Origin of the sequence: Acinetobacter sp. VT 511, assembly GCF_001077515.1 — a bacterium.
Lineage (GTDB): Bacteria > Pseudomonadota > Gammaproteobacteria > Pseudomonadales > Moraxellaceae > Acinetobacter > Acinetobacter schindleri.
Map to the genome: position 1 here is coordinate 1 of NZ_LFRE01000061.1, position 18,324 is coordinate 18,324.

The window sequence follows — 18,324 nt, forward strand, 5'->3', positions numbered from 1 at the left end:
ATGAATGGTTTAATTAGGCAATATTTACCTAAAGGGATTGATTTAAATCAGGCAGATCAGCATTATTTAAATCAAGTTGCCATGTCACTGAATACTCGTCCTAGAAAGGCGTTAGATTGGCTTACACCATTAGAGAAATTTGCTCAGCTTGTTGATTATCATATGGCTTTTGAAACTGTCGCACCTCATGTTTGAATTCGCCAAGTATCGACGAGCGCTGAGCCAATGATAATAAGATCTACTTTATTGGCTAGTGCTTTAACATGGCTTTCATTTTTGATCCCAAAGCCAATTGCAACAGGAATATTAAAAATCGGTTTAATTTCAGTCATCTTTTTCTCAAGATTAGATAGATTGAAGTCTCCTCCTGTTAAGCCATTTTCTGCAACATGATATAAAAACCCTGTCGCGCGCGTTGAAATTTGCTCTAACCTTTCAACTGGGGTCGTCGGCGCGGTCATTGCAATTAAATGCATATTTTTTTCATTTAACTGCACTTCAAAGTTTTCTCGATATCCATATGGAGCATCTAAAATCAATATTCCATCTATAAGATTTTCTGTTTCGGCGATAAGTGTCTCAAAACCATATTGCATAATCGGATTTAAATAAGTCATGAAAATTATTGGTGTCTGGTCATCATGCAGCCTGATTACTTTTACCAACTCAATGGTCTGTTTTACCGTTTGACCTGCACCTAAGGCCCTAAGATGCGCTGCCTGAATGATCTCTCCATCTGCCACTGGATCTGAAAAAGGAATGCCAACTTCAATAATGTCAGCCCCAGCTTGACCTAATTGGCTCAACAGACGACAACTTTCTGCGAAATTAGGATCTCCAGCAGTAAAATAACAGACCAGACCACTTCGATTTTCCAGTTTCAATTGCTCTAATTTTTGATCTAGACGGTTCATGCTGTAGCTCCTGCAAGATATTTTTTGACCGTGTTTAAGTCTTTGTCACCTCTGCCACTTAAATTGACAATAATGATCTGTTCTGGCTGCATTTCTTTAGCAAGTAGAATCGCATACGCAATCGCATGAGAACTCTCAAGCGCAGGAATAATGCCCTCCTGTTGGCTTAAAAGCTGAAATGCATTTACGGCTTCTTGATCGCTTATAGCCGTATATGTCACACGTCCTGTTTCAAACAGAAAGCCATGTTCAGGGCCAACACCAGGATAATCTAAGCCAGCTGATATAGAGTGCCCTCCTAAAATCTGCCCGTCTAAATCTTGTAATAAATAGGTTAAATTGCCATGCAGCACACCAACTTGACCTTTGCAAATAGAGGCGGCATGTTCACCAGTATGTGTTCCTTTTCCACCTGCCTCAACGCCAAACATTTTGACATTCAGGTCTTCTAGAAAGGGATGCATCAACCCTAATGCATTTGATCCACCACCAACGCAAGCAACCAAAGCATCAGGCAGTTTATTTTCTTTGAGCAGGATTTGGTTTCTGGCTTCTAAACCAATAATTTTTTGAAATTCTCTGACCATGGTGGGATATGGATGAGGGCCTGCACCCGTACCCAATAGGTAATAGGTTGTATCCACATGACGAATCCAGTCACGTAATGCTTCGTTCATGGCATCTTTTAAAGTACCACGACTTTTTTGAACACTTCTGACTTCAGCACCGAGTAATTTCATGCGTTCAACATTCATTTGTTGGCGCTGAATATCTGTTTCTCCCATAAAAATGGTACATTTCATCTTAAAAAGCGCGCAAACCGTTGCTGTTGCAACACCATGTTGTCCAGCACCCGTTTCTGCAATGATTCTGGTTTTCCCCATAAATTTGGCCAATAAGATTTGGCCAACACAATTATTAATCTTATGCGCACCCGTATGGTTCAAATCTTCCCGCTTGAGATAGATTCGAGCACCTCCCGCATAAGCTGTTAGGTTTTTTGCATAAAAAAGAGGACTAGGACGACCAACAAAGTCCGTTAAAATCTGCTGATATTCAGCCCAAAATTCAGGTTTATGCCGAACAATATTAAAGGCTTGCTCTAATTCTTGAAGTGCAGGCATCAAGCTCTCTGGCATGTAACATCCGCCAAATTTACCAAAAAATCCAAAGTCATCAGGACCATTACCTGTATAAGGGGTTGTCATCTCATATCTCTTGCTGTATCCATTTTTTTCATCTTAAAATATTTTCATTTTTCTGATAATTGATATATTTTGAGCTGATGATGTTAGAAAATTTTACAACATGAAACGCAGAACACTCCCCCCCCTTAATGCTTTAAAAGCATTTGAAGCAGTTGCTAGAAATAAAAGTTTTAGCTTAGCTGCGGAAGAATTGTGTGTCACCCATAGTGCGATTAGTCATCAAATAAAGCAGTTAGAAGAATGGTTAGATAAAAAATTGTTTATTCGACATTCCTCGACCATCTCTCTGACGGCGGACGCAGAAGAATTATCTCGAGTTTGTACGCATCTTTTTAATCGTTTAGAACAATGTGTCTTTGAGTTAACAAATAAAACATCAGAAGTAGAGGTAGTAATAGGCGCTTCTCATAGTTTTATGGCAAATTGGCTGATTCCCCGATTAGAAAAGCTCGAAGTCATTTATCCCAATATCCATATCAAATTAATGACATGTAATGAGTTAAAATTATTAGAAAAAGAGAAAGTTGACATATTGATCAATAGCATCAGTGAGAATCATCTACTTCCTAACTTTTTGAATAAATATCTGTTATTTCCCGATAACATGGGGCCTATTTGTAATCGTGAAATAAATCCGCTTCATACAAAAAATGATCTTTTAAATTATCCATTACTTCATACTCACTCAAATAAAAGTGCATGGCATACATGGTTTAATCAGTCCCAAATTCACTTTTCCCCAAAAGCGAATGATCGCTATTTTGATCGTCTCAATTTAATGATAGAAGCGGCTGTGTCTGGGTTAGGAATTGCGATAGCGCCTCAAATTTTAGTAGAAAAAGAAATATTAAATGGAAGGGTCATTGCCCCTTTTGGTTTTATCTATTGTGACTATAATTTTTATGCAATGGTCAGAAAAAATAACGAAAATCGTGATGTCATGAATATCATTCATTGGATAATGACTGAAGAAAAAAAAGAAAGTGAAATTTAATCCTTAATTAGATTCTATTCAATGTACTGTATTTAGCATCTATCTTCACATTCTGTTCACCTTAACTCACCTAAAGTATAAAAATAAACTGTGGAGATGGACAGTAAACATGAATCAATTCAAAACGTTAATGGCAATTGCCTTATCCTTACCCGTACTTTTCCTGTCAGGATGTAAAAGTGTTCCTCGTTATTCCTCTGATTATGCAAATGCCAGAGCGAGTATTCAAGGAATACCCTTAGATGATGCAAAAGCACTAGAAATCGGTACCCGCTTCACTTCGGCATTTAATACCTTGGGCACACCTAAATTCGTTGAAAATGCTGGAGCACTGTATTCAGATCAACTTTTTATTAACGACACTCTGTCGCAATTTTCATCGCGTAAAAAACTGCTTGAACATTTCCAAGGTATGAACCAGCGGGTGAGTAATGTAACTGTCAGATTATTAAATACTTCATATTATCAAGACTCAGCCTATGTACACTGGCATATGGTTTATGATTTTAAAATGTTCGGGAAGACACGAACAATGGATTCATTTGGAATCAGTGAAATAAAGGTCAACCCAAACAATCAGATTATTTTTCAACAAGACTTCTGGGATTCGGCCAATGGTTTGTATCGTTCTTTACCTTATGTAGGAGGAACCTATTCATGGGTACTGCCTTTCAAAAAGTAGCCATAACCACTGTACTGATGATTGGGAATTTTAGTTCGTGGGCGCATGCACAAACCTTAAATAAATGTGGTAATGGCCCACTCATGGTGGGGCAAAAACAGGTCGGTGTGGCCAGTTACTTTGCGCAAAACTGTAATCAGCCTTGGCAAGGCCAAAACATGCAGATGGAGTTTTCCTACACACAGAATATTCCAGAATGGGCATTCAAACGTGCAGCCAGACATCTACTCCAACGTAATATCAAAGATCAAAAGATTCAGGCTGTTTTCAATCCAATCACCGATCTGTATCGTCCGGTCAGATCCGGTGACCTGTACCGTCTGAAATACAATCATGCCACGCAATCTCTAAGCTTATCCCTCAACCAGCAAAATCTGGGCCAACTGCAGCACCCACTGGCACAACAATATTTTAATATCTGGCTTGGTCCGCAGCCATTTAATGCTAAATTAAAACAGCAATTATTAAATTAGTATATCCGCAGCTATGTCCAAACATTTTATCCTGATGGTTGAAGACCATTATGAACTGGCCTCTACCTTATGCGAGTTTCTGGAAGAACATGATTTTGTGGTGGATCATGCCCGCAATCTGAATGCTGCGCGCCAGCTACTGAAACAGCAACGCTATCATATCTTACTACTGGATATTAACCTGCCAGACGGTTCAGGTTATGAACTGTGTGAATGGCTACGCAATGAAGAAGGTTTGGCCTACCAGTACTGATGCTCACTGCTCGTGATACCCTAGATGACAAACTGAAAGGCTTTAATTCCGGTACGGATGATTATCTGGTCAAGCCCTTCGATTTTAATGAGCTAGTGGTACGGGTCAAAGCCCTGATCAAGCGTTCGCTGGGTGAAGTCTCCAGTAGCCGTCTGCAAATTTACGATCTGGTTCTGGATCCGGCCAGACAGCAGCTGACCCGTGCTGGTCAGATCATTGAGCTGCCTCCCATTCAGTTTAAACTGCTTAAACTGCTGATGCGCCATTCACCTAAAGTGCTGACCAAACAGGAAATCATGCTGGAGCTTTGGGGCGATGAAGAACCGGAAAGCGATGCTTTACGCAGTCATATCTATAATCTGCGTAAGATGGTCGACAAGCCTTTTGAGCAGAAGTTGATTCATACCATATCCGGTGTCGGTTTAAAGATCGCTTTAGACACTTAAGCTTTTCAAACGGAAACTTCGTTTAAATACACTACTACAATCAGTCCAGTCGTCATCGCCAGATCGACATCTTGATGGGTGCTGAGATAATACTGCCGGTCAAACAGCTCCACCCGCCAGCCCAGTTGCTTGCATAACTTCTGTACCAGTTGCAGGCCAATGCCATGTCCTTTGATTTCCAGTTCCAGCTGCTGTCCGGAAAGCTCCTGGACTTTGGAATTATTCGGTAAAGGAATGCCGACTCCATTGTCCGCAATCAGGACTTTATTTTTTTGCAGAATCACATCAATTTCTGTGCCCTGTGAATAGTTGAGCGCATTGCGCAGAATATTGCCAAACACCATTTTGGTCATCGACGGGTACAATTTACGCGGCTGTTCATCCAACTCTTTTTGCAGGTCGATCTGCATGCCTTTGTTGTGGCTGACACTTTGCAGATCCTGCACCAGATTGTCCAGACATTCTGACAACATGGTCGGTTCAGCAGTTAACGTGTTAGTGGTATTTCGGGCGATGGCCAGTAAGGTATCGACCAGCAGCTGCATGTCTTCGATGGTATTGTGCAGGCGGGTAAAGGATTTGTTATCACCATAGCGTGTCTGACACAGTTGCACATTGCCCTTTAAAATGGTCAGTGGCGTGCGTAGCTCATGGCTGACATCACCGGTAAACTCGCGTTCACGCTGAATAAACGCACTCAAGACCTGATGGTATTTTTCTAATGCCTGCTTCAGGTATTCAGCTTCCAGATTGGAATCAGTGCGAATGTCCTGAAAAGGCGAGGCCTGATTTTTCTGATGTTCCCAGTCGATATGTTCCAGCGCATTGGCCAATCGGGTAATCGGAGAAAAATAACGCCTGGCGCGACGGTTCCACCACCACAATACGCTATACAGCACAAATAGGCTGACCATCAGTGGGGCCAGACCAAACAGCCAGACCAGCTTGTTGACGTTGCTTTCACCAAACACTAGCAGCACATGCTGCTGGTTTTTTTCACCGTAGACGGTCATGCGCTCTTTACCATCGACAAAATGCCGATTTACGCCCTGCTCGAACTGCATGTGCTGAAACTGCACAGGCGGGCTATCATACCAGCGATAACCATACAGGTTTTTGGTGTCGGGAAGTTCGGCGGCCGGATTTCGTTCCAGCCGCTGCCAGTAGTGTGACATTTCCTGTTCCAAGGCGGTGCGCAGCAAAAAGCCTTTAATCACCCAGGCACTACAGGCAATACCAATCACCACCGACAAGGCAATGAATCCAATTTGCAGCCAGTAGTAGCGGTTAAACACCTCACCCAGAGGATGATCGCGTTTGTCCCTAAACAGCTTTAACATTGATCAATTCCCCGCTGGCCCATCCAATGTGCCCTTCAATTATACGGCTTTCTTTTTAAACAGAAAGTGGCCGATCACCCACTCGCGTCCATGGTCATAACCAAACAGTTCGGCACAGGCCATAAAGAAAATCCGCCAGCGCTGCCACCAGATGGCAGCATCGGTGCCATAGGTCCGTTCAAACAGGGGATGCAGCTCGGCCTGCTTTTGATCCATATTCTCCAGCCAGGCATTTGCGGTACGTTCATATTGGGTGCCGGCCCATTGCCAGTGCTGTTCCAGCTGTAAATGCTGCTGAAAATGCAGGAAGGTTGAAGCTGCCGGCATCAGACCACCACTAAAGAAATATTTCGACATCCAGTCAAATTCATTTTTGACTTCAAACGGGTAATGTAGAAAACGGTGACAGAAAATATGGCACCACAACAGGCCATTGTCTTTCAGCCAGCTGCTGATATTTTCAAACAGTTTCTGGTAGTTCCGGACATGCTCAAACATTTCCACCGAAACCACACGGTCGAAAGAAGCCGGTTCCAGTTGCAGTACATTAACATCGCAGGTGATCACCGTCAGGTTTTCCAGTTTTTTCAGACGGGCCTGTTCCTGGATATACTGGCGCTGGGTCGAGGAATTCGACACCACGGTAATCCGGGCTTTAGGATAATGCTCGGCCATATACAGACTGAGAGATCCCCAGCCACAGCCAATTTCCAGAATATCCTGTCCATCTTGTAATTGTGCACGCTGGCAATAGCTGGCCAGTGCGGCTTCTTCAGCCTGATCTAGGGTGGTATGTGCATTTTCAAACAAACTGGCACTGTATTTTAGACGCTTGCCCAGTACTGCCTGAAAAAATGCAGTGGGCAGTTCATAGTGCTGTTCATTGGCTTTGTCAGTCTCGATGGCAATCTCGCTGCTTTTTAGCATGCTCAGCACATCCATATAGCGCTGCACACCCAATGGAGGATCAAATCGCCCTTCCTGTACCAGGCGTTTTTTGCTTAAAGTACGAATGCCGGCCCGAATCACTGGATCGGGCAGTTTGCCGCTTTCGACCAATTTTAAGGATTGTTGAATCATAAAGTCCATGTAGTTACCTACTCTTTGGGTGGCCACGGAATAAAAATTGAAGTTCGTTGTTGGTAGTCTTTATAGTTATCGCCGCGATTTGCCAGCGCCTGTTGTTCACTAAAGGGAATCCCGGTGATGTAGTACAGAAACAGCCACATCAACAGTGGATACAGCCATAAATCATAGATGCCTGCCGCCAGGCCTAGGACTGGATAGACAAACCAGTGCAGCCATTCAAAAAAGTAGTTCGGATGGCGTGAATATTTCCACAGCCCTCGATCCATAGTTTTACCCGTATTGTGGGGATTGAGCTTAAAACGGAAAAGTTGCTGGTCAGCAACACTTTCCCCAATCAGTGCCAGCAACATGATTATGCCCGCCACAAGTACTGTAAGTGAGGTCCAGTCATTCCACTGCTGGGCTGGAATGTTCAGTAACTCCAGCATCGGGTAGGAAAACAATACCACAAGGCCGGCCTGAAACATGAAAAAGGCCAGAAAACCAAGATGCTGGTAATCACCCATTGCCCGGCGCATATTCGCATAACGGGTATCTTCTTGGGTTTCATTGGCATAACGACGTAACAGATGCCAAGTCAGGCGTAAAAACCAGATGCCACTCGCGATTCCCAAGAACATGCGCACCAGCAGCGGTGCAGTTTCCATTACCCAAGCCGCAATGATGACATTAAGCGCAATATTAAAACTCCAAGCCACATCGACTAGGCCTGCTCTTCGGTTATAGGTCACCAGTAGCCAGCTACAGAACATAATAAAAACATTCAGCACCAGTAAACTCAGTAGCATGTCAGTCCTCCTATTTTATCTTGGATTAGTAGGCACTGGCTTCAAACAACAGATGCACATCACTGATCACACCTTCCCTGAAACCGCCTTCGCAATAACACAGATAAAAATCCCACATGCGGATAAAGCGCTCATCAAAACCAAGTTGTAGTACCTGATCACGCTGCTCCAGAAAACGCTGACGCCAGCAGTTCAGGGTTTGGGCATAGCTCTGGCCAATATCTTCCAGATGCTTGAGACGCAGTTTCTGTTCGGAAGCGGCTTGGGTCATGACACTGATGCAGGGGATAAAACTACCCGGGAAGATATAGCGCTTGATATAGTCCACAGTATTCAGGGCTTTGGCATAGCGTGCATCTTCAATGGTGATGGCCTGGATCAGGGCCAGACCATTCGGTTTCAGCAGCTCACGGCATTTATGAAAATAGGTCGGCAAATACTGCTCACCTACCGCCTCGATCATTTCAATCGACACCAGTTTGTCGTATTTGCCTTCCAGTAGGCGGTAGTCTTTTAGTTGCACATCAACTCGATGTGACAGTCCGGCTGCAGCGATCCGGGCCACGGCTTCATCATACTGTGCCTTGGAAATGGTGATGGTGGTGACCTTGCAGCCATAATGCTGAGCCGCATAAATAGCAAAACCTCCCCAGCCACTGCCAATTTCAACTAAATGATCCATCGGTTGTAACTGCAGTTTCTGACAGATCAGCTCTTTTTTATAATCCGAAGCCTGTTCCAGGCTCATGCCCGGCTCTTTAAACACTGCACTGGAATACATCATGCTGGAATCTAAGAACAATTTAAAAAAATCATTGCTCAAGTCATAATGCTCAGCAATATTCTGACGACTACCATCAATCGAATTCTTGCGGGATTTATACCAAGCTTTGAGTACCAACTGGCTAGCTTTTGCCACCACATTTTGATTCATCCGATCAAGCACATCACGATTACGCGCTAGAATACGAATTACATTGACCAGATCTTCACTGCTCCAGTAACCACGAATAAAGCCTTCTGCTGCCCCCAGTACACCATTACGGAACAGCAAATCGATAAGGCGTTCGTCATGAACTTGAATTACAGCATGTAAGTCACTGTTTTCGCCAACTGTTCCGTTCCAGACGCCTTTAAAAATCAGCTGACCATGACGCAATTTCAGAAAATGCCGTAATACCACCGGCAGTTCGGTGTGCTCTCCCATTAACAGTGTTTTCATCGCAATGTGTTTCCTTTTTCTTTTTTAGGATGGCGGTAAAACGGAATTTTCTTTTTCCATAAACGAAAAGCATGCAGATAAATTCCGCTGACCATCCTGAAGGGTTCAAGAACTTTCAGTACAGCATAGCGATGCTGCTGTGAAGGAATTGTGATGGCCTGCAGGGAAAATTTCAGGGTGGCATCGAATTGCAGCACAGCCTGCTCAAACAGCTGCATATGAATCACATTTTGCTGTTCTGAAAAGCTAAAACGCCAACGATAATCTAGCTCCATCGGCATGAACGGCGACACATGAAAGGCCTTTTTAAAGTCAAACTGATGACTCTGGTACGGCGCATGTTCGTCTGCATTGTTTCGGCAGTCGTGAATGTAGACCTGTCTTTCATTCCACGGTGTGTTGGTGATTTCACTCAGTACAAATATCAGTTGGTCGGTGGCATCAAAGACTAGATAAAACACTACAGAATTAAAGCGAAAGCCGAGTGTTCGTGGCAAAGCCAGCACCCGGATAGACGCGGCATGCGGAAGCAGGTAGTTTTCCCGCGTGATTAGCAAACGTGCGACCTTCTGCCGAATCGAACCATATTCCATGGTCAGAAAATCCCGCTCATCTAGGGTCAGGAAATTCCAGTGCCTAGAAGACCATAGCCAGGATTTTTGGGTAAAGCTTGAGAGTTCATCCGGGTCAAACCATAGATAGGTTAGCTGGGTCTTAAAAGCATGAGTTTTGGGCAGGTAACGGCGATGCCTAATTTCGGCAGAGGCAATCGCCAGTGGATACATCTGCATCATGCGCTCCTAGCTGCCTGCTCGGTCTGCTGCAATAGCTGATCGACTACCCAGGAAGCACTACGTGCGCCATCCTCATGAAAGCCCCAGCCCCAGTAAGCACCACAGTATGAAGTGCGGTTCTGACCATTAACCTCTGCCCAGCGTTGTTGTGCTTCAATCGCAGTTGCATCAAACACCGGATGACGATAGTTTCGTTCCACCCAGACTTTTTTCGGATCAAGTCTAAAATTAGGATTAAGGGTCGCAAAGACCTGAGTTTTGCATTGCAGGTTTTGCAACTGGTTCATCCAATAGCTAAAACCATAGTGCATATTACTATGCTGGAATGGCGTTTGTTCAGATCCTTGACTCGAGGTTACATGTACATGCCAACTCGCCCATTGGCGACGAGATTTGGGCATAATACTAGTATCTGAATGCACCACCATGCGGTTATCCTGATAGCGGAACTTACCAAGTACGTCCCACTCCTGAGCAGAAGGGTCTTTCAGTAATTTCAGACTATCATCAGCATGGCTGGCAAATACAACCCAGTCAAAACGTTCGCTGCCGTGTGTCGTTTCAACCAGCACATCATTGGCACTACGGGATACATGCAGAACACCCATCTTGCGGAAGGTGATATTCGATTGGGACTGAATGGCACGAACGTAACGCGCTGATCCCCCCTTGACCGTAAGCCATAACGGCCGGTCTTTTAATTGCAACATGCGATGGTGCTGGAAAAAGCTCACCACAAATTTATAGGGAATTTGTCCAGCTTGCTCCACCGGGCAGGACCACAGCGCTCCACACATCGGATAGAGATGTTCCTGACGAAAGGCTGTGCTATATCCATGTTGATTTAAATACTCATCAATACTGAGCTGTGCATCGACCTGTTCCACATCCAGATCTTTATTCGCCGCATAGAAGCGGAACAGATCCGACAACATCGCGCGAAAATCAGCCTTTAAAAAGTTTTGCGGTCTAAACAGCAGCGAGAATTTTTTCGATGGATTGTACTGCAAGCCCGTGACCTGATTATTCACCGAAAAGCCCATGTCACTGCTTTGTGATTGAATCCCGAGTTCTTTCAGCATGGCACAGAACAGTGGATAGTTATGCTCATTAAATACAATAAAGCCGCTATCCACGGCGACCTGTTCACCGTCTATATTCAGCTGATGGGTATCGGTATGACCGCCGAAGTAGTTATTCTTTTCGAAGACCGTGACTTCATGTACTTTGCTGAGTTTCCAGGCAGCATACAAACCGGAAATACCTGAACCAATAATTGCAATTTTCATGGTGATTCCTTCGATTGAATCGTGTGAATGTCTGCCGTAGCGGCTTTTTTCTGTTTCCGAGCCTGGGCAATTTTACTGGCTTCATAGACACGTGCCGGAATCGGCTTGAGTCCCCAGACCAGCCCCAGCCAGGACATGAGTTTCAGCAGGTAATAGGTCACATCAATCTGCCACCAGTAAAAGCCTTGCCGGGTACTGCCAGCATAATAATGATGGTTGTTATGCCATCCTTCGCCCAAGGTAATGATGGATAGGAATAAGTTGTTGCGGCTCTGATCTTCAGTGTCAAAATCCCGGCTGCCATAATGATGCGCCAGTGAATTGATACACAAGGTGGCATGGATCAGTAACACTGTAGAGATTACAAAGCCCCAGACCAGCAATTGTAGGCCGGATGTGCCGAGTTGCGGCCAGGTAATGGTCAGCCATTCCCCTAGTGCATAAATTCCGCCCGCGGTCAGCAGTACCACCATTAAACTGAAGCGATCCAGCCAGATCAGTTCCGGATATTTCAGCCAGTCCTTGATCACTTCTTTACGCGTGGCAAAATTATATTCATTTAAAAACCAGCCGACGTGGCTGTACCAAAAACCATGCGTCGAGGAATGCGGATCTTGCAAGGTATCGGTATAGCGGTGGTGATAGCGGTGATGTGCCGCCCACCAGAGCGGACCACGCTGCGCGCTCATGGTGCCAATCAGCACAAACAGGAACTGTACTGGGCGCGAAGTCTGAAAAGTTTTATGTGACAGATAACGATGGAAAAAAGCCGTAATGGAAAACATACGGATCAGGTAGAACAGCAGCATAAAGCCCAGCGCAAACCACGACACTCCCACCCAGAACACAGCGAAACAGGCCAGGTGCAACAGAATAAAGGGCAAAATCCGCAGCCACTGAATCTTGCTGTTTTCAGCCGTCAGTGTTTCGGGCGCTGTGGGTGTAGACCAGCTGTCTATCCATCGCATCAGACTGTTCAACATGGACTCATCCTATTTTCAAGCGATTGTCTTTATTCTATTTGATGAGTGTAATCAGTCAGATATGAATTTTATGTGAAGTAAATAAAAAAAGCCGAACTGTAGAGAGACTAGGCAGTTCGGCAAAAGGGTAACAGATTAATGCGGCAATTTGATCAGTTTTGTCACGTCATAACCATAATGTTTTGCGGTTTCCAGATAGGACTGATAGGTGGCTTCATCGAGTTGTGGTTCACGCGATAAAATCCACAGATATTTATTACTCGGTCCACCCACCAGCGCCACTTTATATTCCGGATCCACTCGTAATACCCAGTAATGACCTTTGGTAAACGGAATCCATCTTAAGCCTTGCGGCAAAAAACTGACCTTCAGTTTGCTGTTGCCCGCATTTTGCGGATAGGCAACTCCTTCAGAGCTGATCATCTCACCGTTGCCAATCCGGCAACTATTCAAGACACGCATGGTCTGATCGGCATTGAGGCTATATTGCGCCGTGATATCCGAGACGCATTTACGCTGAAAATACATCGGTAAATGCGCAATTTCATACCACTTGCCTGCATACTGCTGGATATCCACCTGATCGACTGCCTGAGACGCAGCAGTTTCTGCTCGGGTCGTTGTACTTAAGCTAATGATAGACAATGCTATCGCTGCAAAAGCAGACTTGAATCGCATCTTCATTTTTTAGCCTTGTTTGATTTTAGACTTAAGATAACTCAACAGCATGTGAACAAAGTGTGAAGATAAAATGATGCTATTCGGTTTCTCCTGATCAGGAAATACCATCTGAATATTCAGGACCTAAGGCGTTATCGCAGTTTATTTGAGAAATTCAAACAGGATTACTGTGTCAAAGCCATTCTTTACTGTCATCTGCTACAGGCGTTCCATGCATCACATGTTGAATCATGGCATAGGCAATACTGCCCTTAAACGGAATTTCGGGTAACTGATCAAATTTGAAAAACTGCGCATCGCTCAGTTCATTTTCCTGAATTTGAATTTCCCCGGCGTGATATTCTGCTTTAAAAGCCATCATCAGGTTGCTTGGAAATGGCCACGGCTGGCTGGCCAGATATTGAATGTTTTTGATCTGTAGCCCCACCTCTTCCAGGGTTTCACGGCGTACTGCTTCCTCCAAGGTTTCGCCCACTTCGACAAATCCGGCAATCAGACTGTACATCAGGGTTTTATTGCGGGCATTTTTTGCCAGTAAAATTTCATCTTTGCCTCGGGTAATGATGGTAATCACACAGGGATTCACCCGTGGATATTGGTTATAGCCACAGGATGGACAGACCATGGCATACTGGCTGGCGTGTTGCTGGGTGGAATGGCCGCATTTACTGCAAAAGACGTGGTTACGGCGCCATTCCAGTAACTGTACCGCACGGCTGGCCTGTTCAAATTGCGATCTGTTCCAGACTTGCACCAGTTGCCGGATCGGAACCAATTGATAACCTTCAGGCACCGGTTCGTCTTCTTTCAGGTCACGGGCAATGATCTCGCCGTTTTCCGTCAGGTTCAGATCATGCTGCAGTTTAGCTACCTGCGGCAACTGAAAATGCTCATCCACCAGTAATTGCTGCTGTCTAAAAATATACGCTTTTGAATGCATGCTCGTGAGAATTCCCTGATTAAAAAAAATCCCATACAGGGGATGTATGGGACAAAACTAAGGAAGCTTACATGGAGTAACTTCTGTTGAGATACTAGGCGTACACTGTCGGAATTACAAGCATAATAATTTGTATCTTTTTGATTAAAATCACATAATTTTCACACCAATTATGAACTCAGAAATCATGCAAAGTAAGTTTCATCAACTGGCTTTAGCATTGTGGAGATGAACAGTCTTTTTATTGCAGCAATCATGATTCCTATGCGATGTCAGAGGATCATCTGGTCGAGTTGAATTGATTCAACATACGGGTTGATCTTTATTTTCACAAAAAATTGAACTCTCTGAATTTACACTGCGCTATCTTTCATTGGGTCTGGAATAGCTATGCGTTTCGGTTTAATTCTGGGTGATCAGCTTCATCATCAGCTTGCTACACTCAAGACACTGGACCGTACCCGGGATGTGATCCTGATGGCCGAAGTTGTTGAGGAAGCCACTTATGTCGCCCATCATCCGCAGAAAATTGCCCTGATTTTTAGCGCCATGCGTCATTTTGCCAAAGAACTCAAAGCAGAAGGCTGGCGTGTACGTTATCATGCTTTTCAATCCGGCAGTCCGATTCGTAGCCTGCTGGATTTTGTGCAGGCACAGCAACAGCTGTTCCCCGTCACAGAACTGGTCATGACCCAATGCGGAGAATACCGCTTGCAGCAGCAGATTGAACAGCAGTGGAGCCAGCAGCTGCAACTGCCGATACAGTGTATGAATGACGAGCGTTTTTTCTGCAGTCCGGAGCAGTTCCGGCACTGTGCCAGCCGTTACCAGACACTGCGTATGGAATATTTTTATCGGGAAATGCGTAAGCAGGCCGGCTATTTAATGCAGGGACAGCAGCCGCTTGGACAGCAATGGAACTATGACAGTGCCAATCGCAAGGCCTGGTCAGGCAGTCCGCCATTGACCGCGCCACTGCACTTTGAACGCGATCAGATTGATCTGGATGTGCTGGAACTGGTTGAACGCGAGTTTTCCCATCACCCCGGCAGCCTTGACGATTTCCGCTGGGCCACCACACGCAGCAATGCCCTGCGTGCACTGCACCATTTTATTGATCACAGTTTGCCGCATTTTGGCGATTATCAGGATGCTATGGTGCAGGGAGCAGACACACTGTTTCACAGCCTGCTCTCGCCTTATCTGAACTGCGGCCTGCTGCTGCCCAAAGAAGTCTGTGATGCCGCAGAAGCGGCCTACCATGCCGGTCATGCACCACTGAATGCAGTCGAAGGTTTCATCCGGCAGATTCTCGGCTGGCGCGAATATGTCCGTGGGATTTACTGGCTGTACATGCCGGAATATGCCAGCCGCAATGCCCTGCAGCACTCAACTCCGCTGCCGCAATTTTACTGGACCAGCCGTACCCGGATGAACTGTATGGCGGAGTGTTTCCGTAATACCTTTCAGCATGCCTATGCACATCATATCCAGCGTTTGATGGTGACCGGTAATTTTGCTTTATTAACTGGTGTAGACCCGCAGCAGATCAGCGAGTGGTATCTAGCGGTCTATGCCGATGCCTATGCATGGGTAGAATTGCCGAATACGCTGGGCATGGTGATGCATGCCGATGGCGGATTGATGGCCAGCAAACCCTATGCCGCTTCGGGCAATTACATCCATAAGATGTCGGATTACTGCAAGCACTGTAGCTACAATGTCAAAACCCGTACCGAGCCGGACAGCTGTCCGTTCAACAGCCTGTACTGGTATTTCATGATCCGGCATGAAGCGGCATTCCGTACCCATCCACGTATGGGCATGATCTATCGGCAGCTGGACAAACTGAAAGATCGGCAGCAAATCATCAGCCATGCCCAGCAGCTCCTTAGTCGGATTGATGAGTTATAAACGATGAAAAAACAGCATCTCCCTGAAAAAATATGTATGCACTGCTTGCGCCCTTTTACTTGGCGCAAAAAATGGCAACGCTGCTGGGAGGAAGTACGATACTGTTCTGAACGATGTAAACGTGAGTCCAGACAGCTTTCAAAATCAAACGTTTAGAAACGCTTGTATTGCCGTGAACAATAGGCCCGTATCACGTCGGGTGAACGCAGTTGCAGATGTTTGGTTTTTCGGCCGGTGACGCGTTCACGCCACATTTTAAAACTCGATGCTTTCATATTTTGCCGCATCAAGCGGATCACCGCCGCTTCATTTAAACCATACTCACATAAAATAGCTTCAAAAGGAGTTCGATCTTCCCAAGCCATTTCTATAATTCTGGATAAATCTTCTTCAGAAAATTGATTCATACCATTCTCGTTTTAATTACTATAAAGCTTCAATAAGTTCTATCAACTCATTTACATAACTTGAGTCAACTTTAATTCAACTAAAAGCATAATAATACGATCATGAATTTTTTGTGATCTTTCTCTAGTTTACGGCCTCAGCACGAATAAAAGGGCTAGTTAAACTAGCCCTGTTAAGTCTTAGTTACCTCTATAAGTCGAATATCCATAAGGACTTAGAAGTAGAGGAATATGATAATGGCTGAAACTTCCATCTACCTTAAAAATTACAGGAACTTCAGGAAAGAAGGTATCTTGCTTATTTTTTTTAAACCAGTCCTCGGTTCTAAAGGTAACTTTATAAATACCAGCTTCAAGTGAACCATACTGGGTTTGTCGGAGAGTCAATATTCTGAGATGAGAAGCATTGCTTCGCAAGACGTAGCGAAGCGTAGTGTCCCGATGACAAAACCCAAATATACCCCTGAAATCAGAGAAAGAGCGGTTCAATTACTAATTGAATCTGAAAAAGATTATCCATCGAATTGGGCAGCATTTTCCGCAATTGCGCCTAAGATTGGTTGTACTCCTGAAACCCTACATGTTTGGTATCAAAAATACTTAGATCAACAAAATCCAATCAAAGTACAACAATTTTCAGATCCAGAACGTATCAAACAACTGGAACGCGAAAATAAAGAACTGCAACGTGCGAATGAAATTCTACGTAAAGCAGCCGCTTTTTCGCCCAGGCGGAGCTCGACCGCCCACACAAATAATGATGGATTTCATCCATAACAATAAAGACTTATATGGTGTTGATGCGATTTGTAGAAATTTACCGATCGCGGCTCCAACCTATTACCGGACTTTAGATCTCGCGGATGAGAAGCATTGCTTCGCAAGGGAACATCGAGCGAAACGAGATCTACATGATGAGCATCATGCTGAACAAATTAAACGTATTTGGAAAGAAAGTTTAGGTCGATATGGTGTGCGTAAGGTCTGGCAACAATTGAAACGTGAAGGCTATGTTATTGCACGTTGTACAGTTGCTCGATTGATGCAGAAGCTAGGTATACAAGGTGTTTGGCGTGGTAAGAATAAACAAACTACCCGCAGCCGAGATGATCAAAAACGAGCAGATGATTGAGTGAAACGGAATTTTAGTGCTGATCGACCTGACCCTTGCGAAGCAGTGCTTCTCAGGTCAGTGACTTTACGTATATTCAAACCAATTCTGGCTGGGTCTACACCGCATTTATTATTGATGTGTTCTCGCGAGCAATTGTTGGATGGAAAGTATCAACACGGATGAATACAGATATGGTACTTGATGCATTGGAGCAAGCATTGCACGATCGAGGCATGCCAAAGAATGTGATTCATCATTCCGATAGAGGTGTTCAATATCTTTCTATTCGCTATACCACTCGTTTAGAAGCAGCAAATTTACGAGCATCAGTCGGTACAACGGGTGATTCATACGATAATGCTTTGGCTGAAACGGTAAATGGCTTATACAAAACAGAGGTGATTGAATATTTAAAAGCAGATTGGCAAGGTTTAGCGGATGTACAACTTGCGACACTAAACTGGGTCGATTGGTTCAATAAAGAGCGTGTACACAGTGCACTGGGTTATGTATCGCCTTTTGAGTTTGAAGCAATGTACTATGATAAGATTAACCCGTTAGGTCAGGTGGCCTAACTTAAATAAAAAAGTCTCCAACAAACCCGGTACGGTTCAGTATTGTATGTTTGATGAAAAAAAGCCTACATTGGGGAGTGGGCAAACTAAGGATATTAAGTTCCTTCAGAAACTCCAGCGCAATTCTCGCTACTTTCAGTAAGCGACTCTGGCTCAATCATGAGGGTCTGACTCAATCGAATCGAGGTAAATCGATCCATCACAATTGGAGCAGAAAT

At 44.6% G+C, this 18,324-nt stretch carries 17 protein-coding genes, 4 pseudogenes and 1 other annotated feature; of the genes and pseudogenes, 8 read left to right on the forward strand and 13 right to left on the reverse strand.

The window, feature by feature from the left end; all coding sequences use genetic code 11:
* A pseudogene (locus ACS72_RS17965) lies at positions 1-195 on the forward strand (IS30 family transposase); the annotation flags it as partial.
* Here ACS72_RS17965 and trpA read toward each other — a convergent pair.
* Both trpA and trpB read right to left on the reverse strand, forming a co-directional pair.
* The gene (gene trpA / locus ACS72_RS08675; RefSeq protein ID WP_048881854.1) at positions 186-914 is read right to left on the reverse strand and encodes a tryptophan synthase subunit alpha; all 729 of its coding nucleotides are present in this window, start codon (positions 912-914) and stop codon (positions 186-188) included. The pseudogene ACS72_RS17965 and the gene trpA sit on opposite strands and share 10 nt — an antisense overlap.
* Positions 911-2,122: a tryptophan synthase subunit beta gene (gene trpB / locus ACS72_RS08680; protein WP_048881855.1), complete on the reverse strand. Its 1,212-nt coding sequence runs from the start codon at positions 2,120-2,122 to the stop codon at positions 911-913. Before trpB ends, trpA begins: the two co-directional genes overlap by 4 nt.
* Positions 2,123-2,222: 100 nt before the next feature.
* Here trpB and ACS72_RS08685 point away from each other — a divergent pair, with 100 nt between their 5' ends.
* From ACS72_RS08685 to ACS72_RS08700, 4 genes and pseudogenes are all read left to right on the forward strand, one after another.
* Positions 2,223-3,116, forward strand: coding sequence for a LysR family transcriptional regulator (locus tag ACS72_RS08685; RefSeq protein WP_048881856.1), 894 nt, complete (start codon positions 2,223-2,225; stop codon positions 3,114-3,116).
* Positions 3,117-3,225: 109 nt separating this feature from the next.
* Positions 3,226-3,798 (forward strand): nuclear transport factor 2 family protein, encoded by a 573-nt coding sequence (locus ACS72_RS08690; protein WP_048881857.1) that lies wholly within the window; start codon positions 3,226-3,228, stop codon positions 3,796-3,798.
* Positions 3,774-4,271, forward strand: coding sequence for a chalcone isomerase family protein (locus ACS72_RS08695; protein WP_048881858.1), 498 nt, complete (start codon positions 3,774-3,776; stop codon positions 4,269-4,271). The genes ACS72_RS08690 and ACS72_RS08695 overlap by 25 nt, the downstream gene beginning before the upstream one ends.
* Positions 4,272-4,284: 13 nt before the next feature.
* Positions 4,285-4,970, forward strand: a pseudogene (locus tag ACS72_RS08700) (response regulator transcription factor).
* A 5-nt stretch (positions 4,971-4,975) separates the two neighbouring features.
* On the opposite strand, the gene ACS72_RS08705 reads toward ACS72_RS08700, so the two are convergent.
* From ACS72_RS08705 to nudC, 9 genes are all read right to left on the reverse strand, one after another.
* Positions 4,976-6,310: a HAMP domain-containing sensor histidine kinase gene (locus tag ACS72_RS08705; RefSeq protein WP_048881859.1), complete on the reverse strand. Its 1,335-nt coding sequence runs from the start codon at positions 6,308-6,310 to the stop codon at positions 4,976-4,978.
* Between the two features lie 39 nt (positions 6,311-6,349).
* On the reverse strand, positions 6,350-7,399 hold the full coding sequence (locus ACS72_RS08710) for a cyclopropane-fatty-acyl-phospholipid synthase family protein (RefSeq protein WP_048881860.1): 1,050 nt from the start codon (positions 7,397-7,399) through the stop codon (positions 6,350-6,352).
* Positions 7,400-7,407: 8 nt separating this feature from the next.
* Complete coding sequence (locus ACS72_RS08715) at positions 7,408-8,187, reverse strand: DUF1295 domain-containing protein (RefSeq protein ID WP_048881861.1); 780 nt, start codon at positions 8,185-8,187, stop codon at positions 7,408-7,410.
* A 25-nt stretch (positions 8,188-8,212) separates the two neighbouring features.
* On the reverse strand, positions 8,213-9,409 hold the full coding sequence (locus tag ACS72_RS08720) for a cyclopropane-fatty-acyl-phospholipid synthase family protein (RefSeq protein WP_048881862.1): 1,197 nt from the start codon (positions 9,407-9,409) through the stop codon (positions 8,213-8,215).
* Positions 9,406-10,200 carry a DUF1365 domain-containing protein gene (locus ACS72_RS08725; RefSeq protein WP_048881863.1) on the reverse strand — a complete coding sequence of 265 codons (795 nt, stop codon included), beginning with the start codon at positions 10,198-10,200 and terminating at the stop codon, positions 9,406-9,408. Before ACS72_RS08725 ends, ACS72_RS08720 begins: the two co-directional genes overlap by 4 nt.
* Positions 10,200-11,492 carry an NAD(P)/FAD-dependent oxidoreductase gene (locus tag ACS72_RS08730; protein WP_048881864.1) on the reverse strand — a complete coding sequence of 431 codons (1,293 nt, stop codon included), beginning with the start codon at positions 11,490-11,492 and terminating at the stop codon, positions 10,200-10,202. The genes ACS72_RS08725 and ACS72_RS08730 overlap by 1 nt, the downstream gene beginning before the upstream one ends.
* Positions 11,489-12,475, reverse strand: coding sequence for an acyl-CoA desaturase (locus ACS72_RS08735; RefSeq protein ID WP_048881865.1), 987 nt, complete (start codon positions 12,473-12,475; stop codon positions 11,489-11,491). The genes ACS72_RS08730 and ACS72_RS08735 overlap by 4 nt, the downstream gene beginning before the upstream one ends.
* Positions 12,476-12,610: 135 nt before the next feature.
* Positions 12,611-13,159, reverse strand: coding sequence for a lipocalin family protein (locus tag ACS72_RS08740; protein ID WP_048881866.1), 549 nt, complete (start codon positions 13,157-13,159; stop codon positions 12,611-12,613).
* A gap of 169 nt (positions 13,160-13,328) precedes the next feature.
* Positions 13,329-14,096 carry an NAD(+) diphosphatase gene (gene nudC / locus ACS72_RS08745; RefSeq protein WP_048881867.1) on the reverse strand — a complete coding sequence of 256 codons (768 nt, stop codon included), beginning with the start codon at positions 14,094-14,096 and terminating at the stop codon, positions 13,329-13,331.
* Between the two features lie 390 nt (positions 14,097-14,486).
* On the opposite strand from nudC, the gene ACS72_RS08750 reads away from it, so the two are divergent.
* Positions 14,487-16,010: a cryptochrome/photolyase family protein gene (locus tag ACS72_RS08750; protein WP_048881868.1), complete on the forward strand. Its 1,524-nt coding sequence runs from the start codon at positions 14,487-14,489 to the stop codon at positions 16,008-16,010.
* A 3-nt stretch (positions 16,011-16,013) separates the two neighbouring features.
* Complete coding sequence (locus ACS72_RS17395) at positions 16,014-16,166, forward strand: DUF2256 domain-containing protein (RefSeq protein ID WP_081405843.1); 153 nt, start codon at positions 16,014-16,016, stop codon at positions 16,164-16,166.
* On the opposite strand, the gene ACS72_RS08755 is transcribed toward ACS72_RS17395, so the two are convergent.
* On the reverse strand, positions 16,163-16,417 hold the full coding sequence (locus ACS72_RS08755) for a TIGR03643 family protein (protein ID WP_004976999.1): 255 nt from the start codon (positions 16,415-16,417) through the stop codon (positions 16,163-16,165). The two genes, ACS72_RS17395 and ACS72_RS08755, sit on opposite strands and share 4 nt — an antisense overlap.
* A gap of 180 nt (positions 16,418-16,597) precedes the next feature.
* Positions 16,598-16,774 (reverse strand): annotated as a pseudogene (locus tag ACS72_RS17400) (hydroxyisourate hydrolase); the annotation flags it as partial.
* Positions 16,775-16,858: 84 nt separating this feature from the next.
* Between ACS72_RS17400 and ACS72_RS17405 the strand changes: the two are divergent.
* Positions 16,859-18,106: pseudogene (locus ACS72_RS17405) on the forward strand (IS3 family transposase).
* Positions 17,134-17,249 (forward strand) — a sequence feature (AL1L pseudoknot). (Overlaps the previous pseudogene by 116 nt.)
* Positions 18,107-18,324 lie beyond the last annotated feature (218 nt).